This is a genomic window from Rhodococcus sp. AD45-ID (genome assembly GCF_003023755.1).
Classification (GTDB): Bacteria; Actinomycetota; Actinomycetes; order Mycobacteriales; family Mycobacteriaceae; genus Rhodococcus_F; species Rhodococcus_F globerula.
Genome location: NZ_PYHL01000003.1, coordinates 351819 through 377552, shown reverse-complemented (window position 1 = coordinate 377552; position 25734 = coordinate 351819). Strand labels below are relative to the sequence as shown.

Sequence of the window (25734 nt, the reverse complement as noted above, 5' to 3'; positions counted from 1 at the left end):
TACGCAACATCGGACGTCGAACATAGGACATCCCCTATCCCACTCGAGATGTCCCGCTCCCCGCCTTGGAGGCCGCCTTGAAGAACCAACGACCGCTGAGCTCCGCCATCACCCGCCGGGACCTGTTCCGGTACACCGGCCTGCTCGGAGCAGCTGCAGGTATCACCGCAACACTCGCAGCGTGCGGCGGCGGCCCCTCGTCGACCTCGGCCGTGGGCGGCTCCTCGTCCACGGGCGACCTCACCACTGCCATCGGTTACGGAAACGACCAGAGTTTCGATCCGATGCAGACCGCATCCGGCTTCCTGATGGCCGCGGTCAACCACGTGTACGAAGGCCTGCTCGAGAACGATCCGGCCACCGGCGAGACGTATGCCGCGCTGGCGAAGACTGTTCCCACGGACACCACGGCGTCGAGTTGGACCATGCAGATCCGCGACGGCGCCACCTGGCACGACGGCACCCCGGTCACCTCGGACGACGTTGTCTTCAGCTTCGAGCGCATTCTCGATCCCCAGCAGAACGTGCTGATCCGCGCCTTCTTCTCTTCCTGGTTGCAGTCCGTCACCAAGGTCGACGATCAGACCGTGACGCTCAACTTCAACTACCCGTTCAGCGCTGCCGCTCAACGCCTTTCGATTGCCAAGATCATGCCCAAGCATGTCTTCGACGGCCATTGGGACGAAGCCAAGTCCGGCGCGCTCGTGGTCGGCTCCGGTCCGTACAAGGTGACCAGCCATACTCCCAAGAGCAACACGGCATTCGAGGCCTTCCCCGCGTACAACGGCCCGCGTCCGGCCAACTTCTCGACCATGAACTGGCTGTCCATCGTCGACACGTCCTCGCGTATCGCACGAGTGTCGGGCAACAATGCCGGCGCTCAGCTCGCCGACAACATCCCCGTCGCGAACGTCCCGACGCTGACGTCCGGTGGACGTACCGTCGAGGGCAATCCGGGCATGAACCTGATGTACCTGCTCTTCGACACGACGCAGGCACCGTTCGACGACGTTCGTGTTCGCCAGGCTATGTTCTACGCTCTCAACACTCCGAAGATGATCGAGATCGCCCTGGGCGGCAAGGCCGCTCCGGCCACGAGCTACCTGTACGAGCGCAATCCCGACTACTCGCGCGCGTCCACCGTCTACTCGTACGATCCGGACAAGGCACGCTCGCTCCTCGCTGCCGCCGGCGTCAGCGGACTCGACCTCACGTTGCTCTCCACCAACGTCAGTTGGCTCGCCGATTGCCTCCCCACTATCAAAGAGTCCTGGGACGCAGTCGGATTCAACACCACGCTCGAGCCGCAGGACACCAGTGCGATGGTCAGCAAGCTCAACAGTGGCCAGAAGTTCCAGATCGCGGCCGGCACGTCGAACCCGCAGGCTTTCGGATCCGACGTCGACCTTCTCGTTCGCTACACGTACAGCAAGGGCGGCCTGTGGACCAAGACGTACGCCAAGTGGGACGACACGCCGCAGGCTCAGAGAATCTACGCCACGATGGACGAGGCAACTCGCGAGACGGACCCCGCCAAGCGCAGCACCCTCGTGCAGTCGTACCTGAACCAGATCGCCGAAAACGCTGTCTACTACCCGGTTCTGCATCAGGAACTGCTGACCGCGTGGGATCCGCAGAAGATCACCGACGTCACCCCGCTGCCGTACCCCGGCGTCAACCTGCTTGCGGCAAAGCCGGCCTGATCGCCCGCGCGCGGCAATTTCCCATCAACTGAGAGATCCCCCGATGGCCAGAGTCCTCCCCATGCTGATCAGGCGATTACTGATACTGATCCCCCTGATCCTCGGCATCATCGCGTTTGTTTTCATCGTGATGCAGTTCGCGCCCACCGATCCCGCAACGGCGGCGTTCAACGGTGGTAACCCGACGGCAGAACAGTTGCAGCAGTTCAAGGAAGAGAACGGACTGCTCGACCCACTGCCGCTGCAGTACGTCCACTTCGTCACCGATCTCCTCAGTGGGAACATGGGTGACAGCCTGATTTCCGGTACCCCGGTGCTGGATTCGATCTCCACGGCACTGCCGCTGACGATTCAGCTCACTGTTCTGGGCCTGGTGATCGCCATCGTGCTCTCACTGATCTTCGGTGTCACCAGCGCCCTGTTCCGTGATCGTTGGCCAGATCAGGTCATCCGGGTGGTTTCACTCGCCGGCGTCGCCGCACCGTCATTCTGGTTGGCGCTGCTCATGATTCAGTATCTGGCTGTCAAACTCGGGTGGTTCCCCACCGGCGGCTACGTCAATCCGGCCGACTCGGTCACGGACTGGCTGTGGTACATGGCGCTCCCCGCCTTGTCTCTGTCACTCCCCGTCGCGGCTCAACTCACCCGCATCATCCGCACGTCCATGGTCGAGGAATTGGACAAGGATTACGTCCGCACGGCCATCGGAAGCGGCCTGCCCTACCCCGTGGTGATCGGGCGAAACGTGTTGCGTAACGCGCTGATCAACCCGCTCACCGTTCTGGGTCTGCGCGTCGGTTACCTCCTGGGCGGCGCCGTTGTCATCGAGCAGATCTTCGGCCTACCCGGCATGGGTCAGCTCATGATCAACGGCGTCACCAACGGCGACCCCGCAGTTGTCCAGGGTGTTGTCATCGTCATCGCAGTCGGTTTCGTCGTCGTCAACCTCGCGGTCGACATCCTCTACCTGCTTGTCAATCCACGACTTCGGAGCGCAGCATGATGAGAAGAAAACTCACCGAGAAGCTTTCGCGTCCCGGTATCACCTTTTCACGGTTTCCCCTCTCCGCCTGGCTCTCGATGGCCGTCCTCGCGATCATCGTCCTCGCCTGCCTGTTCGCACCGCTCATCACGCAGTACAGCCCGCTCGAACAAGCTGTGGGTACGTCCGGCCCCAGCGCGGAACACTGGTTCGGCCAGGACAGTCTCGGCCGAGATCTGTTCAGCCGCTTGCTGTACGGCGGACGCTGGTCACTGACTATCGGCCTCGGGTCCACCTTCCTGGCACTGTGCGCCGGCGCCCTCATCGGTTCGGTGGCCGCAACCAGCCGAAAGTCCGTCGACGAGACCATCATGCGTGTGCTCGACGTCGTCATGGCGTTCCCGGGCATCGCGCTCGCAGCCGTCCTCGTTGCAGCGTTCGGCGGTTCGATCCCCGTCCTCATCGTCACCATCGCCTTCCTCTACACCCCGATGGTTGCGCGTGTCGTTCGCGCCAACGTGCTCGCCCAGTACGGCGAGGATTACGTCGCCGCTGAAAAAGTCATCGGGGCAAGCACTTCCCACATCGTCGTCAAGCACGTCGTCACCAACTGCGCTGCCCCTGTTCTCGTGTTCTGCACGGTCATGGTTGCCGACGCCATCGTGCTCGAAGCCAGCCTGTCGTTCATCGGCGCGGGCGTGCGACCACCGGACCCGTCGTGGGGATCGGTAATCGCCGACGGCAAGAACATGGTCCTGCTCGGTGGTTGGTGGGCAACGGTGTTCCCCGGTCTGCTGATTCTTCTGACCGTGCTCTCCCTGAACGTCCTCGCCGAGGGTCTCACCGACGCGATGGCTGATCCGAGCCTGAAGAAGACCAAGAAGACAGCTCTCGAATCAGCCAGCACCGCCGCTGCGGAGGAAACGTCCAACGAGCTCATCCTGGAAGAAGAGGCCGCGCGAGACGCCGAATCACTGGTTGTCAGTGATGACTTCGCCGACTCGAGTGTCATTGTCACCAAGGCGCTGAAACCGGTCGTCGCGCCGACGCCACTCGAAACGCACCTGAAGATCCTGGCGGAAACCGAACGGACACGCACCGATCGACTTGTCTACGAAGGCGACGCCGCTCCACTGCTCGAGGTACGCAATCTGACGATCCGTTTCCCGGAACGCTACGGCGACACCGCGATCGTCGACAACGTCAGCTTCACGGTCCGCCCGAACGAGACGATGGCTCTGGTCGGCGAATCAGGCTGTGGCAAGTCGCTGACGTCACTGGCGATCATGGGCCTGCTGCCCAAGACCGCAGTGGTGACCGGTGAGATCCTCTTCGACGGCGTCAACGTCCTCGAACTGAACAACCGGGAACGAAACAAGCTTCGCGGACACGACATGGCCATGATCTACCAGGACGCACTCAGCTCCCTGAACCCGGCAATGTTGATCCGCGCCCAGTTCAAGCAGCTCACCAAAAGAGGCGGAACACGTACCGCCGAGGAACTTCTCGAACTTGTCGGACTCGACCCGGTTCGCACGCTTGCCAGCTACCCGCACGAGTTGTCGGGTGGTCAACGCCAGCGCGTCCTCATCGCGATGTCGCTCACGCGTAGCCCGCGCCTGATCGTCGCCGACGAGCCCACCACTGCTCTCGACGTCACCGTCCAGGCTCAGGTTGTGGACCTGCTCAACGATCTGCGGGAAAAGCTCGGCTTTGCGATGGTTTTCGTGAGCCACGATCTTGCACTCGTTGCTTCGCTCGCCCACAAGATCACGGTGATGTACGCCGGTCAGGTCGTCGAGTCAGCGCCCACCAGCGATCTGCTCATCGATCCGCGTCACGAATACACCCAGGGCCTCCTCGGCGCCGTTCTCTCCATCGAGGACGAGGCTCCGCGGCTCCACCAGATCCAGGGAACCGTGCCGTCGCCCGGCAGCTTCGCCACCGGTGACCGTTTTGCCGAACGTTCCCTGCGTCCGGATTCCGATCCCCACCGAAAGCCCGAGATGGTTCGGATCGGCGGGACCGAGCACTGGTTCGCCAACCAGTCCGCGGCACCCGTATCCGCAGAATCGGAATTGGAGAGCGTGCGATGACCACAGCCGAAACACCCATCCTGGAACTGAAGAACATTCACGTCGTCCACAAGACTCGTTCGGGATCGTTGTTCAAACCCGGAACCGTGCACGCCGTCAACGATGTCAGTATCGCCGTGCGACGAGGGACGACGATCGGCATCGTGGGCGAGTCCGGTTGCGGCAAGTCGACGCTCGCGAAGGTCATGGTCGGACTGCAGAAGCCGACGTCGGGCGACGTCGTCTTTCGTGGACAGAGTGCCCTGACCCGATCGGCGTCGGTCCGCAAGGAATTCGGGCGCGCTATCTCCATCGTGTTCCAGGACCCGGCTACCGCGCTCAATGCGCGAATGACGGTGGCCGACATCCTCACCGATCCACTCGACGTACACGGCATCGGGAATCGTTCCACCCGCTCTGCTCGGGTCCGCGAACTGGTCGGACTGGTCGGGCTTCCCCAATCCGCGCTCGAAGTCATCCCGAGTCAGATCTCGGGCGGACAGCGCCAGCGCGTTGCCATCGCCCGTGCGCTGGCACTCGAACCGGACGTGATCGTCGCCGACGAGCCGACATCCGCACTCGACGTGTCGGTGCGCGCGCAGATCCTGAATTTGCTCAGCGACATCAAGGCACGACTCGGGCTGGGAATGGTCTTCATCTCGCACGATATCCAGACCGTTCGCTACGTCTCCGACAGCATTGTCGTGATGAATGCCGGGCGGATCGTCGAACAGGGAACTGCGCAAGAAGTGTTCGACAACCCGTCCGACGCCTACACCGCAAAACTGCTCGGCGCGGCCCCAAGCCTGCTGCAACGCACCGTGGATGCGTGATACCCGATGGAGTCGACAAGCGGACATAGGATGAAGGACGTTCAATTCGGAAAAGGGGAATCGATGTCTGTTCGGAGTGGCACACCGCGTGCTCGTTTCAGCGCGCAGAACCGTATGCGCGCACTTCAATCAGACATCATGAACCTGATCCTGGATCGTCGGCTCTCCCCCGGTGATCCGATGCCCACCGAGGCGGAACTCTCCGAAGAACTGGGAATCGGCAGGAACACTCTGCGCGAGGCTCTCAAGGTTCTGCAGGCCTTGGGCGTCGTCGAAATCCGGCACGGTTTCGGAATGTTTGTCGCTCCGAGTAACTTCGACGCGCTGGCCGACGGCCTGACGTTCCGGGGCAGATTGTCACTTCAGGGCACCGGCCACGAAGCGATGGAATTGGTCGATATCCGTCAGGCTCTCGAAACCGGTCTGATCGGCGCCGCAATGGCAGAGATGACCACCGAGGACCACGACGCTCTCGACGAACTCGTCACAGGGATGGAAGTCCGCGCAGCAGCCGGAAAGAATTTCTCCGATATCGATGCGACTTTCCACAGCCGGTTGTATTCACCGCTCGACAATCAGGTGCTTGCACAATTGATGGATGTCTTCTGGCAGGTGTACAGCGAAATCCAGCAGGCAATCGGGCATTCGGATACACCGCTCGTCGATATAGCGTCGAAGCATCGCGCAATTCTCGACGCTATTCGTACCGGCGATGCCATCGAAGCTGCGCACACTCTCGACGTGCATTTCGGTGGTCTACGACAGCGGATCGGAAACCTGCACGCGGACACATCGACCTAGGACATTCAAGGCAGCATTGATCTTCGACACGGTATCTCCCATGCCGACAGATCTTGCGGCAAAATTACAAGTATGAAGAATCCGAACCTGACGCCATCGCGCATCCTCGCGTTGGTCGCCGCCGCTGCCCTGGTCATTTTCGTGATCGCCCGTCGTCGAGACGACGGCGGCGTGCTCAGTCGCGGAGAATGGCTGGCCGACAACGTCGGACCGGACGACTTGGCGGGCTGAAACAACAAAAGGCTCTCGGCCACTGTGGCCGAGAGCCTCTTGCTCTGTCTGCTATTTCATGGAGTCGAGACGCGCACGCGCATCTTCGAATCCGGAAACCAACTCCGCCATAACCTCGGCGACCGGACGGATCTCGTTCATCCGCCCCACGATCTGACCGACCGGCATTGCCACGACATCAGGATTCTCCGACGCCGAAATACGTTGGTGCGCATCACTGACCAGAAGATTCTGCAACGGCATCGGCAACGCGTCCGGTGCGCCGGGCTTCGACCACGCTTCGGTCCACTTCGTCTTGAGCAACCGCGCCGGCTTGCCCGAGTAGATCCGGGACCGAACGGTGTCCGCCGACGTCGCTTTCAGCAATGCACGTTGAATTGCCGACGGCCCTTCCCCTGACGCGCTGCCCAGTTTGTACTCCGACGTGGTGAGCCAGTACGAACCCATCCACACTCCGGACGCACCGAGCGCAAGAGCTGCAGCCACCTGTCGACCGCTTCCGATTCCACCGGCAGCCAACACGGCCGCAGAGTCACCGAGGGCATCGACGATTTCGGGAACCAGCACCATGGAGGCGATCTCACCGGTATGCCCGCCGGCTTCGTAGCCCTGCGCGATCACGATGTCGACGCCATTCTCCACATGACGACGGGCATGTTCGACAGCACCGGCCAGCGCCGCGACCGGGACCCCCTTTGCATGAGCCTGATCGATGACATCTTTCGGCGGTGAACCAAGAGCATTGGCGATCAAAGCAATTCGATGCCCCAGAGCAACATCGACGTGCGAGCGGGCAACGGAGTGCAGCCAGCCCAACACACCAGTGGCATGTTCGACGTCGTCGGACAACGGCGGCACACCGAGCTCGTCGAGGGTGCGATCGACAAACGCGCGGTGCTCGGCCGGGATCAACTTGTCGAGATCGATCGCGCCGCCCTCGGTGGGAACCTTTGCGGGCATGACGATGTCAACGCCGTACGGCTTACCGTCGGTGTTCTCGTCCATCCAGGTCAGGGCAGCTTCGAGTTCTTCGGGATCGTTGAATCGCACGCAACCCAGGACTCCGAGTCCGCCGGCGCGAGAGATCGCAGCCGCTACGTGCTCCGACGGCGTGAATCCGAAGATCGGGTATTCGATGCCGAACTTGTCGGCAAGATCGGATCTCATCAGGCTTCCACGCTCTCTGCACTGTTTGCCTCGGGAGCACCGTTGCCGTTGTGGTCGTCGGCCTCACGGGACTCCGTTTCGGCCTTCGCCCACCGGTAATCCGGCTTACCGGCCGGGTTGCGCTTGATCTGGTCGACAAACCACACGCTGCGCGGAACCTTGTATCCGGCAATCTCTTTGCGTGCTGCTGTGGCGATGTCGTGCAGCGTCGGAGACGTACCTTCACGGACCTGAACCACCGCGGCAACTCGCTGCCCGAAACGCTCGTCCGGGACACCGACCACCAGCACGTCGAAGATGTCGGGGTGCGCCTTCAACGCGCCTTCGACCTCTTCCGGGTACACCTTCTCGCCGCCGCTGTTGATGGATACCGAACCGCGTCCGAGCATCGTGACCGTGCCGTCGGCTTCGACCTGTGCATAGTCACCGGGAATCGAGTACCGAACACCATTGATGGTGCGGAATGTCTCGGCCGTCTTGACCTCGTCCTTGTAGTAACCGAGCGGGATGTTGCCCCTGCGCGCAAGCATTCCGCGCTGACCCGATCCCGGTTCGACCTCGTTGCCGTCGTCGCCGAGAACCGTTGTGGAGGCGTCGATCTTGACCGTCGGACCGCCAGTGTGCTTCTGCCCCTTGGAGAGAACCGCCAAGCCGCCGAAGCCGGTCTCCGACGCTCCGATGGAGTCTGTGAGCAGACGGTTGGGCAGCAGCTCCAGGAACTGCTCCTGAATGCTCGGTGAGAAGAGCGCCGCGCTGCTTGCCATGACGTACAGCGACGAAAGGTCGTAAGGCTCACCCGTTTCCGGGTTTCCGGCAATCAACGCGTCGAGCATCGGTCGAGCCATCGCGTCGCCGGTGATGAAGATGAGGTTGACCTTGTGCTTGTCGATGTTCTGCCATACCTCATGGGCGTCGAACTCAGGGTGCATCAAACAGGTTCCGCCACCGAAGAGACTGTGGAACACCGCCGACTGCGAGCCGCCGTGGATCATCGGAGGAATCGGGTAGCGAACCATGCTCGGGTTGGCTGCGCCGACCTTCGCCATCTCGTACTCGTCCTCGACCGCAACGCCGGTAACGAAGTTGATGCCACCACCGAGCACTCGCCACCAGTCCTCGTGGCGCCACATGACGCCCTTCGGGCTACCCGTCGTGCCGCCGGTGTAGAGCATGAAGATGTCGTCGTTGCTGCGATCCTCGAAATCGCGCTCGCCCGAACTCTGCGCCAGTGCGGCTTCGTACTCGATGCCGAACGACGAGTAGTCGCCGTCGGTGCCGTCTTCGATGACGACAACCGACTTGACGAGGGGCGCGTTCGGGAGAACGTTCTTGATCTTGTCTGCGTATCGACGCTCGGCGACCAGCGCAACCATGTCCGAATTGTCGAAGATGTATTGCAACTCGTTCTCGACATAGCGGTAGTTGATGTTGACCATCACCGCCCGGATCTTGAAGATCGCGACCATGGCCTCGATTGCCTCGATGACATTGCGGCAGTAGATGCCGACCTTGTCACCCGGCTTCACGCCATGTTCGCGCAGGTAGTGACCGAGCCTGTTGGCGCGGTCCTCGAGTTGCGCGTACGTCACCTCCCGATCATCGGAGACCAGTGCAACCCGGTCCGGAACGAGGTCGATCGAGTGCTCTACGAAGTCTGCGATGTTAAGGGCCACGCCCTTCAAAGTAGAACGTGTTACCTTTTCTGGCAAGACCCAATTTGAGAGCCAGCTCACAGACGCCCCAGGAGCCATCAGTGTCCTCTACGACGACCGAAAAATCCGACACTTCGGAAACTGCACCGCACTGCCTCGTGGAGAAACGCGGTCACGTCCTGATCATCACCATGAATCGCCCCGAGCGGAAGAACGCCATCACCGGCGACATGATGGCGATCATGGTCGACGCCTGGGATCAGGTCGACAACGACCCAGACATCCGCGTCGCCGTCCTCACCGGAGCCGGGGGCGATTTCTGCGCCGGCGCCGACCTCAAGAACATGTCCGCCAAACCCCCGGGAGACGCCTTTGCCGGCGGCGGCGTCGACATGTCCAAAATCGAAGGTCTCCTCAAAGGCCGACGGCTCACCAAGCCCCTCATCGCAGCCGTCGAGGGCGCCGCCATCGCCGGCGGAACCGAAATCCTGCAAGGCACCGACATCCGCGTCGCCGGCGAAAGCGCCAAATTCGGAGTGTCCGAAGCCAAGTGGGGACTCTTTCCGCTCGGCGGTTCAGCAGTGCGCCTGGTCCGACAGATTCCGTACACCATCGCCGCGGATATTCTGCTCACCGGACGCCACATCAAAGCTCCGGAAGCCAAGGAAATCGGGCTCATCGGCCACGTCGTCCCGGACGGTCAGGCTCTCGACAAGGCACTCGAACTTGCCGAACTCATCAGCGCCAACGGACCTCTCGCAGTCCAGGCGATTCTCAAGACCATCCGCGACACCGAGGGCATGCACGAGGAAGAAGCCTTCCGCATCGACGCGGAGCTGGGCATGAAGGTCTTCATGAGCGCGGACGCAAAGGAAGGCCCCCGAGCCTTCGGCGAGAAGCGGGCGCCCAAGTTCAAGGGAGTCTGAGGCTCCTCCCACTCCCCTTTTCGAGCGAACGTACCTTTCGGCGCATCCAAGGCGACGAAAGGTACGTTCGCTTGGTCTGTTTCGGTCCACTTCGTCCCGCTTATGCTGATTCTGATCAGTTCATGACGGCGGACACTTGTGGTCGCGGACGAGAGCAAGCAAGCGCAAAATGTCTCTTGAGGTCGTCGATGACACGTTCAGGGTCGGTGCGCAGCGCGCTCGGCACCGTGGGAAGCACGATAATTCCGGCGTTTTGCATCCGCGTCCGACGCTCGACCGTGCGTTTGTAGTCCGTCGGCGACAAGTGCCACTCCAACGAATCGATGTCCCACGCGAATGCGACAGAGTCGATCCATCCATCCGGAATCGCGATGAATTTTCCGTCCGCGTCGCGTATCTCTTGGTTGAACAACATGTCGGGCAGACCACTTCGCTTCCACAATTCGCGCGCCTCGATTTCCGGGACGGAATGCAGATTGGCGTTCACCTCACGCAACACTGCCCGAGGAAGGGCGGACCCACGACAACTTCCCGCATCGAGTTCTTTGGCGAGTTCACGCACCGACGCATCACCTCGTTGAATGACCTCCGCAATCAGCGCCCGAGTAGGACCGATGCCCCTACATCGCCGGGCCGCGTCGAGCAGTGAACGCGGAAGCGGCGCACAACGCAGGCCGCTCCGCGTCTCTGGTTCAGGTAGCCGAATAGTGCGCTCCGCCACCACAAATCCGACCGACTGCGCACGTCGATGGATCGGTATCAGAACCTGCACGTCACCCGAATTGCTGCGATATCCGTACTCTGCCAATGCAGACCGACCCGTGAGCATCGCGTCGGCGCCACTGAACATGAGCGCGGCTACCGCCCGCTGCCGTGGGGTCGGCTGCCCGTTTCCGAGCATGATGACCCCGGGAAGTATCCGTTGCCACGGCCCGCCGGCTCGGCATCTGCCGTGAACGGCTGAGTTCGACACTCGTAGTCTCGCCAACTCCGACACTCGGATTACTCCGCTCGTGCTGGCTCGGTAAATCTCATCGGGGTCCCGCCCCCACTCGCCTCGACGCATGAGTGCAGCATGACGCACAAGTCACCCTCACCATCGACGGCGACCTGGGGTTTTACCGGCACCTGTGGATAACTTTCGCGGTGCGAAAGTGGCGTTGATCGCCTCAGATGCGCTGAAAGGTACGTTCGCTCAAAAAATGTCAGCCCCGCACCGCTGCCGCCAATTCCCGCACATGATCGGCGTCGCGACAGGTCACGAGGAGCATCGTGACGCCGGCCTCTTCCCAGCGCTTCACGCCGGCCCGAACTTCGTCGAGGTTGCCGATGATCATGGTCTCGGTGACCATTTCGTCGGGGACGACCGCCGCAGCTTCTTCCTTGCGACCGGACATGAAGAGCCGGCCGATCTCGTCGACCTCCTTCTCGTAACCCATGCGCTTGTAGACCTGGGCGTGAAAGTTCAACTCCGGTGCGCCCATTCCGCCCACGTAGAGGGCTGTCATGGGTTTGAGCTTGGCGATGGCTGCTGCGCGATCGTCCGTGACGATGACCTGGCAGGTAGCAGCTACCTCGAAGTCTTCACGGCTACGACGCGCTCCGGCGCGCGCGAATCCTTCGTCAAGCCACTTGTTGTACATCGGTGCGAGCCTCGGGGTGTAGTAGATGGCTAGCCAACCGTCGGCGATTTCGCCGGCGAGGGCAACATTCTTGGGTCCTTCGGCGCCGAGCCAAATAGGGATGTCGGCGCGCAATGGATGCGTAATCGCCTTGAGCGGCTTGCCAAGACCCGAACTTCCGGGCCCGTTGTACGGCAGCGGGTAGTGCGGTCCGGAGCTTGCGACGGGTTTTTCGCGAGCGAGGACCTGGCGGATGATGTCCACGTATTCACGGGTGCGCGCGAGCGGCTTTTCGAACGGTTGCCCGTACCACCCTTCGACAACCTGCGGCCCGGATACGCCGAGCCCCAGGATGGTCCGACCACCACTGAGATGATCGAGTGTGAGCGCGTGCATGGCGCAACTGGTGGGCGTGCGTGCAGAGATCTGGACGACGGACGTGCCCAACCGAAGGTTCTCTGTTCGCGATCCCCACCAGGCGAGTGGCGTGAAAGCGTCGGACCCCCAGGACTCCGCGGCGAAGACCGAATCGAAGCCCGCGTTCTCGGCTGCTTCGATCAGTTCCGGAGCGTTCGTGGGGGGCTGTGCGCCCCAGTATCCGAGTTGCAACCCAAGCTTCATCTTGCGCCTCCACGTCTCCGGTGATCAGAAGTGACCCTTGCCACAATCTCTAGAACCTGTTCTACTCGATCTTGTGACCATCGGAAAGAGCGGGGTGGCCGAAAAGCCACTGAGCGCACCACTGAATCTCCATTTCGACTACACCAGATCGACGGGGCCGACCATCGGCGCATTCGTAACTGCCTTGCGTGATCGCAAGGTGATCGGGGCGCGCGGGTCGAACGGTCGAGTTTTTGTGCCGCCACCCGAATTCGATCCGGATACCGCCGAACCACTCACAGACTTCGTCGGAGTGTCCGACGGCGGAACCGTCGTGAGTTGGTCGTGGATGCCGGAACCGATCGACGGGCAACCGCTCACGAAGCCGTTCGCGTGGGCCCTCATCAAGCTCGACGGCGCAGACACCGCCATGCTTCACGCGGTCGACGTCGACTCCCCCAGCGCAATCAGCACCGGTATGCGCGTGCGCGCTCGGTGGGCGTCGGAGCGAGTCGGTCAGATCACGGACATCGAGTGCTTCGAGCCTGGCGAAAGCGAAAATGGTATCGCCTCAGTCGATTCGAGCGCGGATCCAGTCACCATGATCACGACGCCTATCGACTTGAACTTCATGCACTCCGCGTCGGCTGAGGAGAGCTTCTACCTCCGCGGGCTCGCCGAGGGCAAACTCATCGGCGGACGTAGCGGCCCGGGCGACAAGGTCTACATTCCCCCGCGCGGCGCCAATCCCACCAATGGATTTCCGACGAAGGAACAGGTCGAACTGCCGGACAAGGGCACTGTCACGACGTTCTGCATCGTCAACGTTCCGTTTCTCGGCCAGCGGATCAAGCCTCCGTACGTCGCGGCTTACGTGCTGCTCGATGGCGCGGACATTCCGTTCCTGCATCTGATCTTGGAATGCGACGCGGCCGACGTGCGCATGGGGATGCGCGTCGAGGCCAAGTGGAAGCCACGCGAGGAGTGGGGTTACACGCTCGAAAACATCGAATACTTCAGGCCGACCGGTGAACCCGACGCCGAGTACTCCACCTTCCAACACCACCTGTGAGGGCTTCTGACATGACTTCTGCAGACATCGCAGTGGTGGGCTTTGCACAAGCCCCGCACGTACGCGAGACCCACGGCACCACCAACGGCGTCGAAATGCTGGTCCCCTGTTTCCAGCAACTGTACAAAGACCTGGGAATCACCAAATCCGATATCGGTTTCTGGTGCTCGGGATCTTCCGATTATCTTGCCGGACGATCGTTTTCCTTCATCTCGGCTATCGACTCCATCGGTGCCGTTCCGCCCATCAACGAGTCCCACGTCGAGATGGACGCGGCCTGGGCGTTCTACGAGGCGTGGATCAAGATCTTGACGGGTGAGGTCGATACCGCCCTCGTGTACGGCTTCGGCAAGTCGTCCGCAGGACACCTGCGCAAAATCCTCACCATGCAACTCGATCCGTATCTTGTTGCGCCACTGTGGCCCGATTCGGTATCCATTGCCGGACTGCAGGCACGACTCGGTATCGACGCAGGCAAGTGGACGCACGAGGATATGGCCGAGGTAACCGCTCGTAGCCGTCGTCACGCGATGAGCAACCCCAACGCGCAGCTCGCCGGCGAGGTCGACATCGAGGCTTTGCTTGCCAGTCCCTTCCTCGCAGATCCGTTGCGCGCCCATGATTGTGCGCCCATTACCGACGGAGCAGCCGCTATCGTTCTGGCATCCGGCACCCGCGCTCGTGACCTGTGCGAGCGCCCGGCCTGGATTTCCGGCATCGAACACCGCATCGACTCTCCGAACCTCGGAGCACGTGATCTCACGACATCACCGTCGACGGCATCCGCCGCGAAGGCTGCTACGGGCGGCGATGTCAGCAACATCGACATCGCCGAACTCCACGCACCGTTCAGCCATCAGGAACTGATCCTCAAGGAGGCAATCGGTCTCACGGATGCAACGACGATCAACCCGTCTGGTGGCCCGCTGAGCGGCAACCCGATGTTTGCGGGTGGTCTCGAACGTATCGGTTACGCAGCGCAGGCAATTTGGGGAGGCCAGGCGAATCGCGCACTGGCCCATGCAACCAGCGGCCCAGTGCTGCAACAGAACCTGGTAGCAGTATTGGAGGGACGGAACTGATGGCCGGAACGCCACAACTCGCGGCCGTGCTCGGCACCGGCCAGACTCATTACGTCGCAAAGCGTCACGACGTGTCGATGGCCGGCTTGGTCCGCGAAGCGATCGACGCCGCGATGCTCGACGCACATGTCGGCTGGGACGACATCGACGCCGTGGTGATCGGCAAGGCCCCCGACTTGTTCGAGGGATCGATGATGCCGGAACTCGCCATGTCGGATGCTCTCGGCGCCAACGGGAAACCGTTGCTTCGTGTCCACACTGCCGGGTCTGTCGGTGGTTCGACAGCGATCGTGGCATCGAGCCTCGTCAAATCCGGAGTTCACAAACGGGTTCTGACGGTTTCGTGGGAGAAGCAGTCGGAGTCGAATGCGATGTGGGCACTGTCCACGCCGATTCCCTTCAACATGCCGGTCGGCGCCGGGGCCGGCGGTTACTTTGCGCCGCACGTCCGTTCGTATATCCGCCGCTCGGGGGCACCCTCGCACATCGGTGCCATTGTTGCCGCAAAAGACCGTCTCAACGGCAGCATCAACCCGTACGCGCACCTCAAGCAGCCCGATATCACCGTCGAATCCGTTCAGGCGTCACAAATGCTGTGGGATCCCATTCGCTACGACGAGACGTGCCCGTCCTCTGACGGCGCGTGCGCGCTGGTGATCGGCAACGAAGAGGCCGCCGCCGAGGTCGAGGCTCGAGGCCGTACCGTCGCGTGGATTCATGCAACGGCGATGCGCACCGAGCCGACAACCTACGCGGGTCGCGACCAGGTCAACCCCCAGGCCGGACGCGATGCTGCGGCAGCGCTCTGGAAGGCCGCCGGAATCACGGATCCGCTCAGCGAGATCGACTGCGCCGAAATCTATGTGCCGTTCTCCTGGTTCGAACCGATGTGGCTCGAGAACCTCGGATTTGCCGAGGAAGGACAGGGCTGGAAGCTCACCGAAGCCGGCGAAACAGCTATCGGCGGCAAGCTCCCCGTCAATCCGTCGGGCGGGGTTCTCTCGTCCAACCCGATCGGCGCGTCCGGCATGATTCGGTTTGCCGAATCCGCGATGCAGGTAATGCGCAGGGCAGGCGACCACCAGGTAGCCGATGCACGCAAGGCCCTCGGTCACGCGTACGGCGGTGGCTCACAGTACTTCGCGATGTGGGTCGTCGGCTCCGAACGCCCCACCACGTAAATACGCCAACCGTCGATCAGGGAGAAGTCGAGAATGAAGTACACCGTCGGGGTTGCGATGAACCCCTTGGATCAGCTGCCCGGTATCGCCAAAACCGCTGAAGAGTGCGGCTTTACGTCCATTGCATTGCCGGATTCACTGTTCTTCATGGAAACCCAGACGGCGGACTACCCGTACACGCCGGACGGGTCTCGGATGTGGACTGCCGAAACCCCCTGGGTCGATCCGCTGATCGCCGCCGCCGCGATGGGCGCTGTCACCGAAAAAATCGAGTTCTACACGCAGGTACTGAAGCTGGGTAGTCGTAATCCGGTGCTCCTCGCCCGCCAAGTGGGGTCCGTCGCCGCTTTGACGAACAACCGTTTCGGCTTCGGCGTCGGAATCGGCTGGGCTCCGGAAGAATTCGAGTGGTGTGGGGCTCCCTACGAGCGTCGCGGCGCCCGGGTAGACGAGATGATCGACGTCATCAAGCTGATCCTCGGCGGCGGTATGGTCGAGTACCACGGCGAGTTCTTCGATTTCGATCGCCTACAGATGAGTCCGACTCCCACCAAACCGGTTCCGTTCTACGTCGGTGGCCACACCGAGGTTGCTCTCAAGCGCGCGGCGCGGGTGGGTGACGGCTGGACTTCGGCGATGATCAAGTTCGACGATCTGGTCGGCGTCATCGCCAGACTGCGCGAACTGCGCGCCGAGTACGGCAAGGAGAACGAACCGTACGAGATCCAGACCGTGTGCGTCGACCGGTTCGGAAAAGACGGCTACGCCGAACTCGAGGACGCCGGTGTCACCGACATCATCACGGTTCCTTGGGTTTTCGACGGCATCGGCTTCGACGCGCCGCTCGAGGCAAAGCAGGATTCCATGCGCAGGTTCGCCGAGAAATACATTCAGTGAGGGAAACGATGACCACCGAACATCCCGCCCGTGTAGCGGGCAATGCATCGCGGGCAGCGGCAAGTGGGAAGAACAAGGAAGCCTGGCTGGATCTCTTTGCCGAGGACGGCTGGGTCGAAGATCCCGTCGGCCCGTCGGGCTTCGATCCCGAGGGCAAAGGCCATCACGGCCGCGAAGCCATTTCCAAGTTCTACGACATGACGATCGCCACGACGGAGTCGCTCGAATTCCTCATCGACGATTCCCTGGTGTGCGGTAACGAGAACGTCAACATCGGGAAGATTCGGAGCACGGTTGGTGGCATGGTCGTCGATGCGGAAGGCGTGTTTGTCTACCGCGTCAACGACGAGGGCAAAATCCAGTCACTTCGCGCATTCTGGGAAGTGGAGCGCGCCATGAAAACAGCTCGCAAAGCCTGACCGAACAAAACGATCAAGTGAGGGCTCCGGTCATATTGACCGGAGCCCTCACTGTTGCGTCGGATTCACGAAAATGGTTTCCTGGTTCTTATCGTCGCGTGTCGATGGCGGACTGCGCCAGGCATGGAGGCGTCGTACCCCAAGGGTTCTTCAATGACCATTTCGTTCAATCACACCATCATCGCCGCAAAAGACCGACACGAGTCTGCGTGGTTCTTCACTCACATGTTCGGTCTTCCGGATCCTGTGCCGGCCGGATACTTCCTCTCCGTCGAACTCGAGCACGGAGTAATGCTGGACTACGCGCAGGTCGACGAAGGCGCTGAGATTTCACCGCAGCACTACGCATTCCTGGTATCCGAGAACGACTTCGACGGAATCTACCAGCGGATACTCGATCTGAGACTCGATCATTGGGCCGATCCGCGGAAATCGAGCACCGGCTTCAACACCAATGACGGTGGGCGCGGTGTCTACTTCCTCGACCCGTCGGGGCACTTCCTGGAAGCCATCACAAAACCGTACGGGGGCTGAAACAACCCGCCCCCGGAACTACAAACGGTGGCGCCTGCGGGAGATGAGGGATCCCACAGACGCCACCGTAGTTCCAAGTAGCCAGCTAGTGGCTCCTCAGAACGTCAACTGTAGTTCTGTGCAGTCGAAAGCGCAGCGCCAACCTTCGATTCCGTACACATACCTACATACACATACTTACCTGCCGGTTACCCTCTCAGTATAGGGCTGGTTCAGTGTTTGACCGGACAGCCGCCGGTCTTGTAATCAACCTGAAACTCTTTGATGCCGTTGAGCCAGCCCGAGCGCAGACGACGAGGATCTCCGAGCCGGCTGATGTCGGGAAGATGATCGGCGATCGCGTTGAAGATCAAGTCGATTTCGAGGCGAGCCAGATTCGCGCCGACGCAGTAGTGCGCACCGGTGCCGCCGAATCCGAGGTGCGGATTGGGGTCGCGCATGATGTCGAACTTCGTCGGGTTCTCGAAGACGTCTTCATCGAAGTTGGCCGACGCGTACATCATCACGACGCGATCACCCTTCTTGATCTGCTGTCCACCGAGCTCGGTGTCCTCGAGAGCGGTGCGCTGGAAGGACGTGACCGGCGTGGCCCAACGAACGATCTCGTCGGCAGCCGTCTTGGGACGCTCCTTCTTGTACAGCTCCCACTGGTCGGGATTGTCCAGGAACGCCACCATGCCATGTGTGATCGCATTGCGAGTGGTCTCGTTTCCCGCGACCGCAAGAAGGATCACGAAGAAGCCGAATTCCTCAGGGGAGAGCTCATTTCCGTCGATGTCAGCTTCGATGAGCTTGGTGACGATGTCATCGGCGGGACACTTCTTGCGCTGATCCGCCATCTGGTACGCGTACCCGAGAATCTCCATCGACGCGGCCTGCGGATCGATGTCGAACTCCGGGTCGTCGTACGACGTCATCTGGTTGGACCAGTCGAAGAGCTTCATACGGTCTTCCTGCGGCACACCGAGAAGCTCGGCAATCGCCTGCAACGGAAGTTCCGACGCCACCTGAGTGACGAAGTCTCCGGCACCACTCTCGGCAGCGGTCTTCACGATCTGCTCGGCACGCTCGGTCAGTTCGTCGCGCAGGCTGTTGATCGCTCGCGGCGTGAACCCGCGCGAAATCAGCTTGCGGAGTTTGGTGTGCTCGGGAGCATCCTTGTTGATCAGGATGAATCGCTGCATTTCGACGTTCTCACGCGGGATGTCGTCGGCAAAACGCGGGATCGCGGTGTTCTCGTGGGTCGAGAAGATGTCACTGCGCTGCGAGACGTCCTTGACCTCTTCATGCCGAGTGACCACCCAGTAGCCCTCGTCCTGGAACCCGCCGATCTCCGGCGGCTGCGGATTCCACCACACGGGAGCGGTCTTACGCAGCTGAGCAAATTCCTCGAAAGGCATCCGCTCTGCGTAGATGTCGGGGTCCGTGAAGTCGATCCCCTGGGGGATTGCGGGCTGTGCCACTGATGTCTCCTGCCATGAGCCTTTTCATCACCGAGGTGATGACCATCCGTAATGTGGAACACGTTCTACTTACATTGAAACACAAGCCTGCTTACTAGGAAAGGAAACAGTAGACACCTCTTGCTTCTTGCTAAGAACTTGTTCTACTTTTTCAATACAAGGAAAGGAACCCACCGTGGGCACACCAGTAATCGTCGAGGCCGTCCGCACACCGATCGGTAAGCGTGGAGGCTGGCTCGCCGGCCTGCACGCTGCCGAAATTCTCGGAGCTGCTCAGAAGGGTCTTCTCGATCGCTCGGGAATCGACCCGATGTTGATCGAGCAGGTGATCGGCGGCTGCGTCACCCAAGCCGGCGCACAGTCCAACAACATCACCCGCACCGCATGGCTGCACGCCGGACTGCCATGGCAGACCGGTGCCACCACCGTCGACTGCCAGTGTGGATCCGCTCAGCAGGCCAATCATCTGATCGCCGGCTTGATCTCCACCGGCGCGATCGACGCCGGAATCGCCTGCGGCATCGAAGCGATGAGCCAGGTCCCGCTTGGGGCCAATGTCGGAACTCTCGCCGGACCACGCCGTCCCGCCACCTGGGACATCGACATGCCCGACCAGTTCGGAGCCGCCGAGCGCATCGCACGTCGCCGCGGACTGACCCGTGAGGACCTCGAAGCTCTCGGCGTCCGCTCCCAGGCCCTCGCCAAGCAGGCCTGGGAAGAAGGCCGCTTCGACCGCGAGGTGCTCGAACTGTCCGCACCCCAGGTCGACAAGGAAGGCAACCTGACCGGCGAGACCAAGCTGGTCAATCGCGATCAGGGTCTGCGTGACACGACGGCCGAGTCCCTGGCTCGGTTGAAGCCGGTCATGGAGGGCGCAATCCACACTGCCGGAACGTCTTCGCAGATCTCCGACGGTGCCGCTGCCGTCCTGCTCATGGACGAGGACAAGGCCCGCGCTCTCGGCTTGAAGCCACGCGCCCGCATCGTCGCGCAGGCCCTCGTCGGATCCGAACCCGAGTTCCACCTCGACGGTCCGGTTCAGGCCACGACCCGCGTACTCGAGAAGAGCGGCATGAAGATCGGCGATCTCGATCTGTTCGAGGTCAACGAGGCCTTCGCTTCGGTTGCACTGTCCTGGGCGCAGGTTCACGGACCGGATTTCGACAACGTCAACGTCAACGGCGGCGCGCTTGCACTCGGCCATCCGGTCGGCAGCACCGGTTCGCGGCTGATCACGACGGCTCTGCACGAACTCGAGCGGCGCGACGGTTCGACTGCGTTGATCACGATGTGCGCGGGCGGCGCACTGGCAACCGGCACGATCATCGAGCGCATCTGACATGAGTACTCCCCCAGCTAAACCCAAGGGACTCGACGCTCCGGTGACAGTCACGATCATCAAGTGGATGTCGAAAGCCAACGTCGCGATGTATCGGGCGACCGACGGAATGCTGGGCAGCAAGTGGCGGGTCGGCAGCGCGTTTCCACGCGGGCTGCCGATCTGCCTGCTCACAACCACTGGCCGAAAGTCGGGCGAGGAACGGATCAGTCCGCTGCTTTTTCTCGAGGACGACGACAACGTGATTCTGGTGGCGTCACAAGGCGGTCTGCCGAAGAACCCGATGTGGTACCTCAACGTCAAGGCCGATCCTGTGGTGACCGTCCAGATCAAGTCGCGCGTGCAGTCGATGAAAGCTCGTGTCGCCACAGACGAGGAACGCGCCCGACTCTGGCCCAAACTGGTCGCGATGTACGCAGACTTCGACAATTACCAAGCCTGGACGGATCGGGTTATCCCGGTCGTCGTCTGTGAGCCGCTCGCAAACAAGTGAACAACTTGTTTACAACGAAGTGTTTACATTGCCAACGGATCGTGCAAACCTGAAAAGCATGACCGATGACCCATTTCGACCGATCGAGCCCGGCCGTGAGCGCGCACATCGCGAGTACGCCGGGCTCTTTCGCATCAACGAACGCCACGGATCAACAGAGGGCCAACGCGCCAGGCAATCCCTCCCCCACATGCTCGAACCGTACGGCGCGATCCGCGTCGTCGGCGGCCTCGCCGCGGGCAGCAGCACACGCGAACCCGGTGAACCGGACGTCGACGACGCCGACATCATGGCCGCCTTGAGTCTCATCCCCAAGGCTCGCGCCGAAATGGACCAGGACGAAGCACTCTTCCTCGCGCTCGCACGCAAACGCGGAATGACGTGGCAGGACATCGCGTTCGGACTCGGGCTCGGCAGCACCCAGGCTGCACGTCAGCGCTACGAACGGCTCGTCCGCCGCACCACAGGCTGAACACGTGCCATAACGTGCAAGGTGGAGCACTATTGACCAGTACGGTCCGCACGGCAATCGTTTGTAGCCTCGAACAACGTAGCCTCGAACAGCAAGGAGTCGCATTTATGACGACGCACATTCAAGATCAGATCCTGGACCGTCGCGAGCTCACCGCCGCACTTGTTCGCGCCTTGGAACGCCGACACGAGGTCCTGGACGCCGTTGTCGACAGCGCCGATCATCAGGCAGCAGTCGCGACGGTTGCAGAACTGCTCGGGACGTCGGAGTCCAACGCGGAAGCCGTGTTGGGCCTCAAGTTCAGCGCACTGACCAAGGCGGCACGCGACCGTATCCAGGGCGAACTCGAGAACCTCGACGCCACCTTGGAATGGACCGCCGTGGATCGCCCGGCAAGCAGCGGCGCGAACTTCAACCTGCGCCCGTTCACCGACAGCACCGACGATGCCGCACTGTTTGCGGAACGCTCCACGGAGCAGTTCGACGACGGCGGCGCTCCGTGGGCTTCGGATCGCGTCGAATCGGAGCGCGCCGCAGGCTTGGGGCGGATCGACGACGAAAGCGCGGCTTGGTTTGTCGCCGAGGACCTTTCGTCTGATACCCCGAAGAGCGTCGGCCTGGTTTTCGGTGAGCTCACCGATCAGGAAGTGAACGTCGCGATCTGGATCGCTCCGCAGGCACGGAAGAAGGGCTACGGCACCGCGTGCATCAAGCACGCTCGCCGCGAACTTGCAGCCGAGTTCCCCGGCACTGTTCTGGTGGTTCGGGCGAAGGCTTAGCGGTAAGCCCCTGTGCGCCTTTTTGGTAGTGGTCGCTACCAGAAAGGCGCACAGGGCCGAAGGCCCTACCGCGCATACATGATCACGCCAACCCCGACCAGGCAGATCAGCGCGCCGGCGATATCGAAACGGTCAGGGCGGAAACCGTCCATCACCACTGCCCACAGCAAGGATCCAGCGACAAATATGCCGCCGTACGCGGCCAGGATTCGACCGAAGTTCGCGTCGGGCTGCATCGTCGCGACCAGCCCGTACAGGCCGAGTGAGATCACGCCGAGGCCGACCCAGATCCAGCCTTTGTTCTCGCGAATTCCCTGCCACACCAGCCAGGCTCCACCGATTTCGAGTACGGCGGCAAGAACGAACAGCAGAAGCGAACGAGCAACGGTCATGCCCAGAACTGTAAGGCGCTTCTAGCGGTTCCAGTCACCCAGTCCGTCGGCGCCGCTGAGGATTCCACCGGCAGTGTTCTGCACGATCACGGGGTCGCCCTTGCCTGCGTTCTCGAAGAACCACTTGGCGTTCTCGGTACTGACATTGAGGCAGCCATGGCTCACGTTGGTGAATCCCTGTTGCGCAACGGACCACGGTGCCGCGTGGACGAAGATTCCACTGTAGGAAATTCGTGACGCGTATTCGACGTAGGTCCGGTAGCCCTCGGGTGAATCGATCGGAACGCCGTAGGTGGACGAATCCATGTACATGTCACGCAGCTGCTCACCGACGATGTACGTGCCGTTGGGGGTTTCGTGGCCCGGCTTGCCGAACGACGTCGGCATGGTGCGCACCACTTCACCGTTGCGAGTGATGGTGATCTGCTTCGTGTTGTCGTCCGCAACCGTGACGAGCGCATCGCCGATGTTGAACGTGGAATGCGAATCCCCGGCGTCGACGGTCACCGAGATGTTCGCGGGCCAGAACTGCGTCGGCTTCCACCGCACCTGGCTGTTGTTGATCCAGTAGAAGTTTCCCTCGACCGGCGGATTGGTGGTGACGCGAATTGCGCGTTCCGCGGTGGCGCGGTCGTCGATCGATTCGTTGAAACGAATGATGATCGGCTGAGCGATTCCGACACGCTCACCGTTGGACGGGTTGACCGACGGTGCCGAGAAGTTGGGAACCGGGGCGGGAATCTGATCCGCCGTGCCCATGAAACCCGGGAGCGCCGGATCAAGGCCGGCAACACCGGCGACGACGGGTACTGGAATCTCCGGACCACCGGGAAAGAGCGGGAAAGCCGCTGCCGGTCCGGCAAATGTGAGGCCTGCAGCCACTACTCCGACAACCGCTACAGCTATCCGGGATGTCCGACGCACTCGCTTGCTGACCATCTCACTACTTTCCTTCGACAACGTGCATTTGCTGGTCATGCGAGGCTGGCGTCGATACCCGCCTGGCATCGACGCCAACGCGCCATTCGGAGCAAACCGCACAATTCCCTTGTAATTAACACATAAAACGAGAAATCCAGCAATACGAAGGTTCGCTGAACCGTAGCTGTCAACGGTCGGGGAGCACGGTGTTCCAGGTTTGGCGGCATCCACTTCGGTGAATCCGCTTTTCAGCTTCCGTACCCGACGGGATCGCCTTTTCCGTTCTGCGACGGAGGTGCACGTGAACTGGAGCACCGCAGTTCCGGACAGTGCGCTGTGGCTGGCGAAGGCTTATACGATCACCGCCGCCGCCCTCGCGATCACGGCAATTCTGCTGGCCCGCTTCACTGCCTGGGGCAGCCAGTTTCGACGGATGGCCTGGCCGTACTTCAACCCCAGGCGCAGCCCCGTTCCAATACTGATTCTTGCAGTACTGCTGCTGCTCACGGTGTGGGCTGTGCGCGTGACGGTGTTGTTCTCCTACTGGTACAAGGATTTCTACGACACGATTCAGAACCTCGACGAAGCCGGGTTCTGGCACTATCTCAGAGTGTTCGCCGTCCTGGCGGTCATCCACGTCGTGAGTTCGCTCCTCACGTACTTCGTCGGCCAGGCCCTCGACATCAAGTGGCGCATCTGGCTCAACAACACCCTGACCGACGATTGGCTCGACGGTCTTGCGTACTACCGCGGCGAGTTCCTGCATAACCCGATCGACAATCCAGATCAGCGCATCCAGACCGATATCACCTCGTTCGTGACCTATTCCCGCACGTTGTCGATGGGTGCGGTCACCGCGATGGTGTCGATAGTGAGCTTTACCGCGATCCTGTGGAATCTCTCCGGACCGCTGACCATTTTCGGTACCGAGATTCCGCGCGCGATGATCTTCCTGGTCTACATCTACGTATTGGTGACCACCGCGCTGGCATTCTGGATCGGCCGACCGCTGATCATGTTGAACTTCCTGAACGAGAAGCTCGGCGCGACCTTTCGCTATGCCTTGGTGCGATTGCGGGAGTACGGCGAAAGTATCGCGTTCTATCGCGGCGAGGACGTCGAACGTCGCACGCTCGCAACACGCTTCGCTGCGGTGATCCGCAACATGTGGGCCATCGTGTTCCGGACGCTGAAGTTCAGTGGCTTCAATCTCGCCGTGAACCAGACCGCAGTCATCTTCCCGTTCTTGGTGCAGGGCTCTCGGTTGTTCAAGGGACAGGTCACTTTCGGCGACGTCATGCAAACCGCGCAGGCGTTCGGCCAAGTCCACGAATCTTTGTCGTTCTTCCGTGAGTCGTACGCCGATTTCGCGAGCTTTCGCGCCACCCTCATACGCTTGACCGGCCTCGCCGACGCCGACAAGCGAGCCCGGGCACTACCGACGCTCGACGTTTCCGACGCCGGAGATCAGCTTGTCATCCGAAAACTCCACGTACGCAAGCCTTCCGGAGAGACTTTGATCGCCGAGCTGGATCTGACACTCGATCACGGCGACGCCCTGCTCGTCAAAGGTGCGTCGGGATGCGGTAAGACCACCTTGCTGCGAAGCATCGCACAACTGTGGCCTTACGCGGACGGTTCGGTTACCCGGCCGGTGGGTAGGTCGCTTTTCCTTTCCCAGCGCCCGTACCTGCCGCTGGGGTCGTTGCGCACGGGACTGGCGTATCCGGATCGTTCGATCGCCAAGGACAGCAGGCTCGGAGCGGTACTTGACCAGGTGCATCTTCCGCATTTGACCGACCGTCTCGACGAAGTAGCCGATTGGACCCGAATCCTCTCTCCGGGCGAACAACAGCGACTGGCGTTCGCCCGGGTAGTTCTGGCCAAGCCCCGCACCGTGTTCCTCGACGAAGCGACATCCGCGATCGACGAAGGCCTCGAGTACACGCTCTACCGCATGCTGCGCAGCGAACTGCCCGACAGCATTATGGTCAGCGTGGGACACCGCAGCACGCTCAACGTCTTTCACAATCGCCAACTCGAACTGCAGGGTTCGGGACAATGGTCTCTCACCGAGCACGTAGGTTGAACGATCTCC

Annotated in this window: 25 protein-coding genes; 18 read left to right on the top strand and 7 right to left on the bottom strand. The window is 61.5% G+C overall.

Going from position 1 to position 25734, the window contains the following annotated elements:
* The first annotated feature begins 77 nt into the window (after positions 1-77).
* The 6 genes from C7T36_RS25835 (at position 78) to C7T36_RS30295 (ending at position 6625) form a co-directional block, all read left to right on the top strand.
* The gene (locus tag C7T36_RS25835) at positions 78-1703 is read left to right on the top strand and encodes an ABC transporter substrate-binding protein (RefSeq protein ID WP_045069694.1); all 1626 of its coding nucleotides are present in this window, start codon (positions 78-80) and stop codon (positions 1701-1703) included.
* A gap of 43 nt (positions 1704-1746) precedes the next feature.
* Positions 1747-2706 carry an ABC transporter permease gene (locus C7T36_RS25830; protein WP_033232310.1) on the top strand — a complete coding sequence of 320 codons (960 nt, stop codon included), beginning with the start codon at positions 1747-1749 and terminating at the stop codon, positions 2704-2706.
* Positions 2706-4781 carry a dipeptide/oligopeptide/nickel ABC transporter permease/ATP-binding protein gene (locus tag C7T36_RS25825; protein ID WP_033232614.1) on the top strand — a complete coding sequence of 692 codons (2076 nt, stop codon included), beginning with the start codon at positions 2706-2708 and terminating at the stop codon, positions 4779-4781. Before C7T36_RS25830 ends, C7T36_RS25825 begins: the two co-directional genes overlap by 1 nt.
* Positions 4778-5593 carry an ABC transporter ATP-binding protein gene (locus tag C7T36_RS25820; protein ID WP_033232312.1) on the top strand — a complete coding sequence of 272 codons (816 nt, stop codon included), beginning with the start codon at positions 4778-4780 and terminating at the stop codon, positions 5591-5593. The genes C7T36_RS25825 and C7T36_RS25820 overlap by 4 nt, the downstream gene beginning before the upstream one ends.
* A 63-nt stretch (positions 5594-5656) precedes the next feature.
* On the top strand, positions 5657-6394 hold the full coding sequence (locus tag C7T36_RS25815; protein WP_033232618.1) for a FadR/GntR family transcriptional regulator: 738 nt from the start codon (positions 5657-5659) through the stop codon (positions 6392-6394).
* A 72-nt stretch (positions 6395-6466) separates the two neighbouring features.
* The gene (locus C7T36_RS30295; RefSeq protein WP_165826328.1) at positions 6467-6625 is read left to right on the top strand and encodes a hypothetical protein; all 159 of its coding nucleotides are present in this window, start codon (positions 6467-6469) and stop codon (positions 6623-6625) included.
* Between the two features lie 51 nt (positions 6626-6676).
* Here the strand turns inward: C7T36_RS30295 and C7T36_RS25810 are convergent, their stop codons facing one another.
* Both C7T36_RS25810 and C7T36_RS25805 read right to left on the bottom strand, forming a co-directional pair.
* On the bottom strand, positions 6677-7792 hold the full coding sequence (locus C7T36_RS25810; RefSeq protein WP_033232313.1) for a nitronate monooxygenase family protein: 1116 nt from the start codon (positions 7790-7792) through the stop codon (positions 6677-6679).
* Positions 7792-9465: an acyl-CoA synthetase gene (locus tag C7T36_RS25805; RefSeq protein ID WP_045068668.1), complete on the bottom strand. Its 1674-nt coding sequence runs from the start codon at positions 9463-9465 to the stop codon at positions 7792-7794. The genes C7T36_RS25810 and C7T36_RS25805 overlap by 1 nt, the downstream gene beginning before the upstream one ends.
* A gap of 80 nt (positions 9466-9545) precedes the next feature.
* Here C7T36_RS25805 and C7T36_RS25800 point away from each other — a divergent pair, with 80 nt between their 5' ends.
* A complete protein-coding gene (locus C7T36_RS25800; protein ID WP_045068666.1) occupies positions 9546-10370 on the top strand; it encodes a crotonase/enoyl-CoA hydratase family protein in 825 nt (274 codons plus the stop codon).
* Between the two features lie 115 nt (positions 10371-10485).
* Here the strand turns inward: C7T36_RS25800 and C7T36_RS25795 are convergent, their stop codons facing one another.
* Together C7T36_RS25795 and C7T36_RS25790 are read right to left on the bottom strand one after the other, a co-directional pair.
* On the bottom strand, positions 10486-11436 hold the full coding sequence (locus C7T36_RS25795) for a hypothetical protein (protein ID WP_045069691.1): 951 nt from the start codon (positions 11434-11436) through the stop codon (positions 10486-10488).
* 139 nt (positions 11437-11575) lie between these two features.
* The gene (locus C7T36_RS25790; RefSeq protein ID WP_045068664.1) at positions 11576-12613 is read right to left on the bottom strand and encodes an LLM class F420-dependent oxidoreductase; all 1038 of its coding nucleotides are present in this window, start codon (positions 12611-12613) and stop codon (positions 11576-11578) included.
* Between the two features lie 73 nt (positions 12614-12686).
* Between C7T36_RS25790 and C7T36_RS25785 the strand changes: the two genes are divergently transcribed.
* The 6 genes from C7T36_RS25785 to C7T36_RS25760 all read left to right on the top strand — a co-directional run bounded on the left by C7T36_RS25785 (position 12687) and on the right by C7T36_RS25760 (position 17777).
* Positions 12687-13664, top strand: a complete 978-nt coding sequence (locus C7T36_RS25785; RefSeq protein WP_179300839.1) for a Zn-ribbon domain-containing OB-fold protein — start codon at positions 12687-12689, stop codon at positions 13662-13664.
* 11 nt (positions 13665-13675) lie between these two features.
* On the top strand, positions 13676-14746 hold the full coding sequence (locus tag C7T36_RS25780; RefSeq protein ID WP_033232319.1) for a thiolase domain-containing protein: 1071 nt from the start codon (positions 13676-13678) through the stop codon (positions 14744-14746).
* Complete coding sequence (locus C7T36_RS25775) at positions 14746-15927, top strand: thiolase domain-containing protein (RefSeq protein ID WP_033232320.1); 1182 nt, start codon at positions 14746-14748, stop codon at positions 15925-15927. The genes C7T36_RS25780 and C7T36_RS25775 overlap by 1 nt, the downstream gene beginning before the upstream one ends.
* A 33-nt stretch (positions 15928-15960) precedes the next feature.
* Entirely contained in the window at positions 15961-16824 is an 864-nt protein-coding gene (locus tag C7T36_RS25770; protein WP_033232321.1) for a TIGR03619 family F420-dependent LLM class oxidoreductase, read from the top strand.
* Positions 16825-16832: 8 nt separating this feature from the next.
* Positions 16833-17243: a nuclear transport factor 2 family protein gene (locus C7T36_RS25765; protein WP_033232322.1), complete on the top strand. Its 411-nt coding sequence runs from the start codon at positions 16833-16835 to the stop codon at positions 17241-17243.
* A 153-nt stretch (positions 17244-17396) separates the two neighbouring features.
* Entirely contained in the window at positions 17397-17777 is a 381-nt protein-coding gene (locus tag C7T36_RS25760) for a VOC family protein (RefSeq protein WP_045069690.1), read from the top strand.
* A gap of 212 nt (positions 17778-17989) precedes the next feature.
* On the opposite strand, the gene C7T36_RS25755 is transcribed toward C7T36_RS25760, so the two are convergent.
* Entirely contained in the window at positions 17990-19240 is a 1251-nt protein-coding gene (locus tag C7T36_RS25755; RefSeq protein WP_033232323.1) for a cytochrome P450, read from the bottom strand.
* Positions 19241-19415: 175 nt separating this feature from the next.
* On the opposite strand from C7T36_RS25755, the gene C7T36_RS25750 reads away from it, so the two are divergent.
* The 4 genes from C7T36_RS25750 (at position 19416) to C7T36_RS25735 (ending at position 22323) form a co-directional block, all read left to right on the top strand.
* Complete coding sequence (locus C7T36_RS25750) at positions 19416-20579, top strand: steroid 3-ketoacyl-CoA thiolase (RefSeq protein ID WP_045068661.1); 1164 nt, start codon at positions 19416-19418, stop codon at positions 20577-20579.
* A 1-nt stretch (position 20580) separates the two neighbouring features.
* Positions 20581-21072, top strand: coding sequence for a nitroreductase family deazaflavin-dependent oxidoreductase (locus tag C7T36_RS25745; RefSeq protein ID WP_033232325.1), 492 nt, complete (start codon positions 20581-20583; stop codon positions 21070-21072).
* 58 nt (positions 21073-21130) lie between these two features.
* The gene (locus tag C7T36_RS25740) at positions 21131-21544 is read left to right on the top strand and encodes a hypothetical protein (RefSeq protein WP_033232327.1); all 414 of its coding nucleotides are present in this window, start codon (positions 21131-21133) and stop codon (positions 21542-21544) included.
* 107 nt (positions 21545-21651) lie between these two features.
* Complete coding sequence (locus tag C7T36_RS25735; RefSeq protein ID WP_033232328.1) at positions 21652-22323, top strand: GNAT family N-acetyltransferase; 672 nt, start codon at positions 21652-21654, stop codon at positions 22321-22323.
* Between the two features lie 65 nt (positions 22324-22388).
* Here C7T36_RS25735 and C7T36_RS25730 read toward each other — a convergent pair whose 3' ends face one another.
* Together C7T36_RS25730 and C7T36_RS25725 are read right to left on the bottom strand one after the other, a co-directional pair.
* Entirely contained in the window at positions 22389-22715 is a 327-nt protein-coding gene (locus C7T36_RS25730) for a YnfA family protein (RefSeq protein WP_033232329.1), read from the bottom strand.
* 21 nt (positions 22716-22736) lie between these two features.
* Positions 22737-23654 (bottom strand): Ig-like domain-containing protein, encoded by a 918-nt coding sequence (locus C7T36_RS25725; RefSeq protein ID WP_045068658.1) that lies wholly within the window; start codon positions 23652-23654, stop codon positions 22737-22739.
* Between the two features lie 283 nt (positions 23655-23937).
* On the opposite strand from C7T36_RS25725, the gene C7T36_RS25720 reads away from it, so the two are divergent.
* Positions 23938-25725 (top strand): ABC transporter ATP-binding protein/permease, encoded by a 1788-nt coding sequence (locus C7T36_RS25720; RefSeq protein WP_045068655.1) that lies wholly within the window; start codon positions 23938-23940, stop codon positions 25723-25725.
* The last annotated feature ends 9 nt before the right edge of the window (positions 25726-25734 follow it).

Bases quoted from the DNA above. Each gene is read 5' to 3' on its own strand.
- C7T36_RS25830 (WP_033232310.1), top strand. From the start codon at position 1,747: ATGGCCAGAGTCCTCCCCATGCTGATCAGGCGATTACTGATACTGATC.
- C7T36_RS25775 (WP_033232320.1), top strand. From the start codon at position 14,746: ATGGCCGGAACGCCACAACTCGCGGCCGTGCTCGGCACCGGCCAGACT.
- C7T36_RS25765 (WP_033232322.1), top strand. From the start codon at position 16,833: ATGACCACCGAACATCCCGCCCGTGTAGCGGGCAATGCATCGCGGGCA.
- C7T36_RS30295 (WP_165826328.1), top strand. From the start codon at position 6,467: ATGAAGAATCCGAACCTGACGCCATCGCGCATCCTCGCGTTGGTCGCC.
- C7T36_RS25820 (WP_033232312.1), top strand. From the start codon at position 4,778: ATGACCACAGCCGAAACACCCATCCTGGAACTGAAGAACATTCACGTC.
- C7T36_RS25735 (WP_033232328.1), top strand. From the start codon at position 21,652: ATGACGACGCACATTCAAGATCAGATCCTGGACCGTCGCGAGCTCACC.
- C7T36_RS25770 (WP_033232321.1), top strand. From the start codon at position 15,961: ATGAAGTACACCGTCGGGGTTGCGATGAACCCCTTGGATCAGCTGCCC.
- C7T36_RS25795 (WP_045069691.1), bottom strand. From the start codon at position 11,436: ATGCGTCGAGGCGAGTGGGGGCGGGACCCCGATGAGATTTACCGAGCC.
- C7T36_RS25745 (WP_033232325.1), top strand. From the start codon at position 20,581: ATGAGTACTCCCCCAGCTAAACCCAAGGGACTCGACGCTCCGGTGACA.
- C7T36_RS25780 (WP_033232319.1), top strand. From the start codon at position 13,676: ATGACTTCTGCAGACATCGCAGTGGTGGGCTTTGCACAAGCCCCGCAC.
- C7T36_RS25730 (WP_033232329.1), bottom strand. From the start codon at position 22,715: ATGACCGTTGCTCGTTCGCTTCTGCTGTTCGTTCTTGCCGCCGTACTC.
- C7T36_RS25810 (WP_033232313.1), bottom strand. From the start codon at position 7,792: ATGAGATCCGATCTTGCCGACAAGTTCGGCATCGAATACCCGATCTTC.
- C7T36_RS25740 (WP_033232327.1), top strand. From the start codon at position 21,131: ATGACCGATGACCCATTTCGACCGATCGAGCCCGGCCGTGAGCGCGCA.
- C7T36_RS25725 (WP_045068658.1), bottom strand. From the start codon at position 23,654: ATGGTCAGCAAGCGAGTGCGTCGGACATCCCGGATAGCTGTAGCGGTT.
- C7T36_RS25825 (WP_033232614.1), top strand. From the start codon at position 2,706: ATGAGAAGAAAACTCACCGAGAAGCTTTCGCGTCCCGGTATCACCTTT.
- C7T36_RS25815 (WP_033232618.1), top strand. From the start codon at position 5,657: ATGTCTGTTCGGAGTGGCACACCGCGTGCTCGTTTCAGCGCGCAGAAC.
- C7T36_RS25760 (WP_045069690.1), top strand. From the start codon at position 17,397: ATGACCATTTCGTTCAATCACACCATCATCGCCGCAAAAGACCGACAC.
- C7T36_RS25790 (WP_045068664.1), bottom strand. From the start codon at position 12,613: ATGAAGCTTGGGTTGCAACTCGGATACTGGGGCGCACAGCCCCCCACG.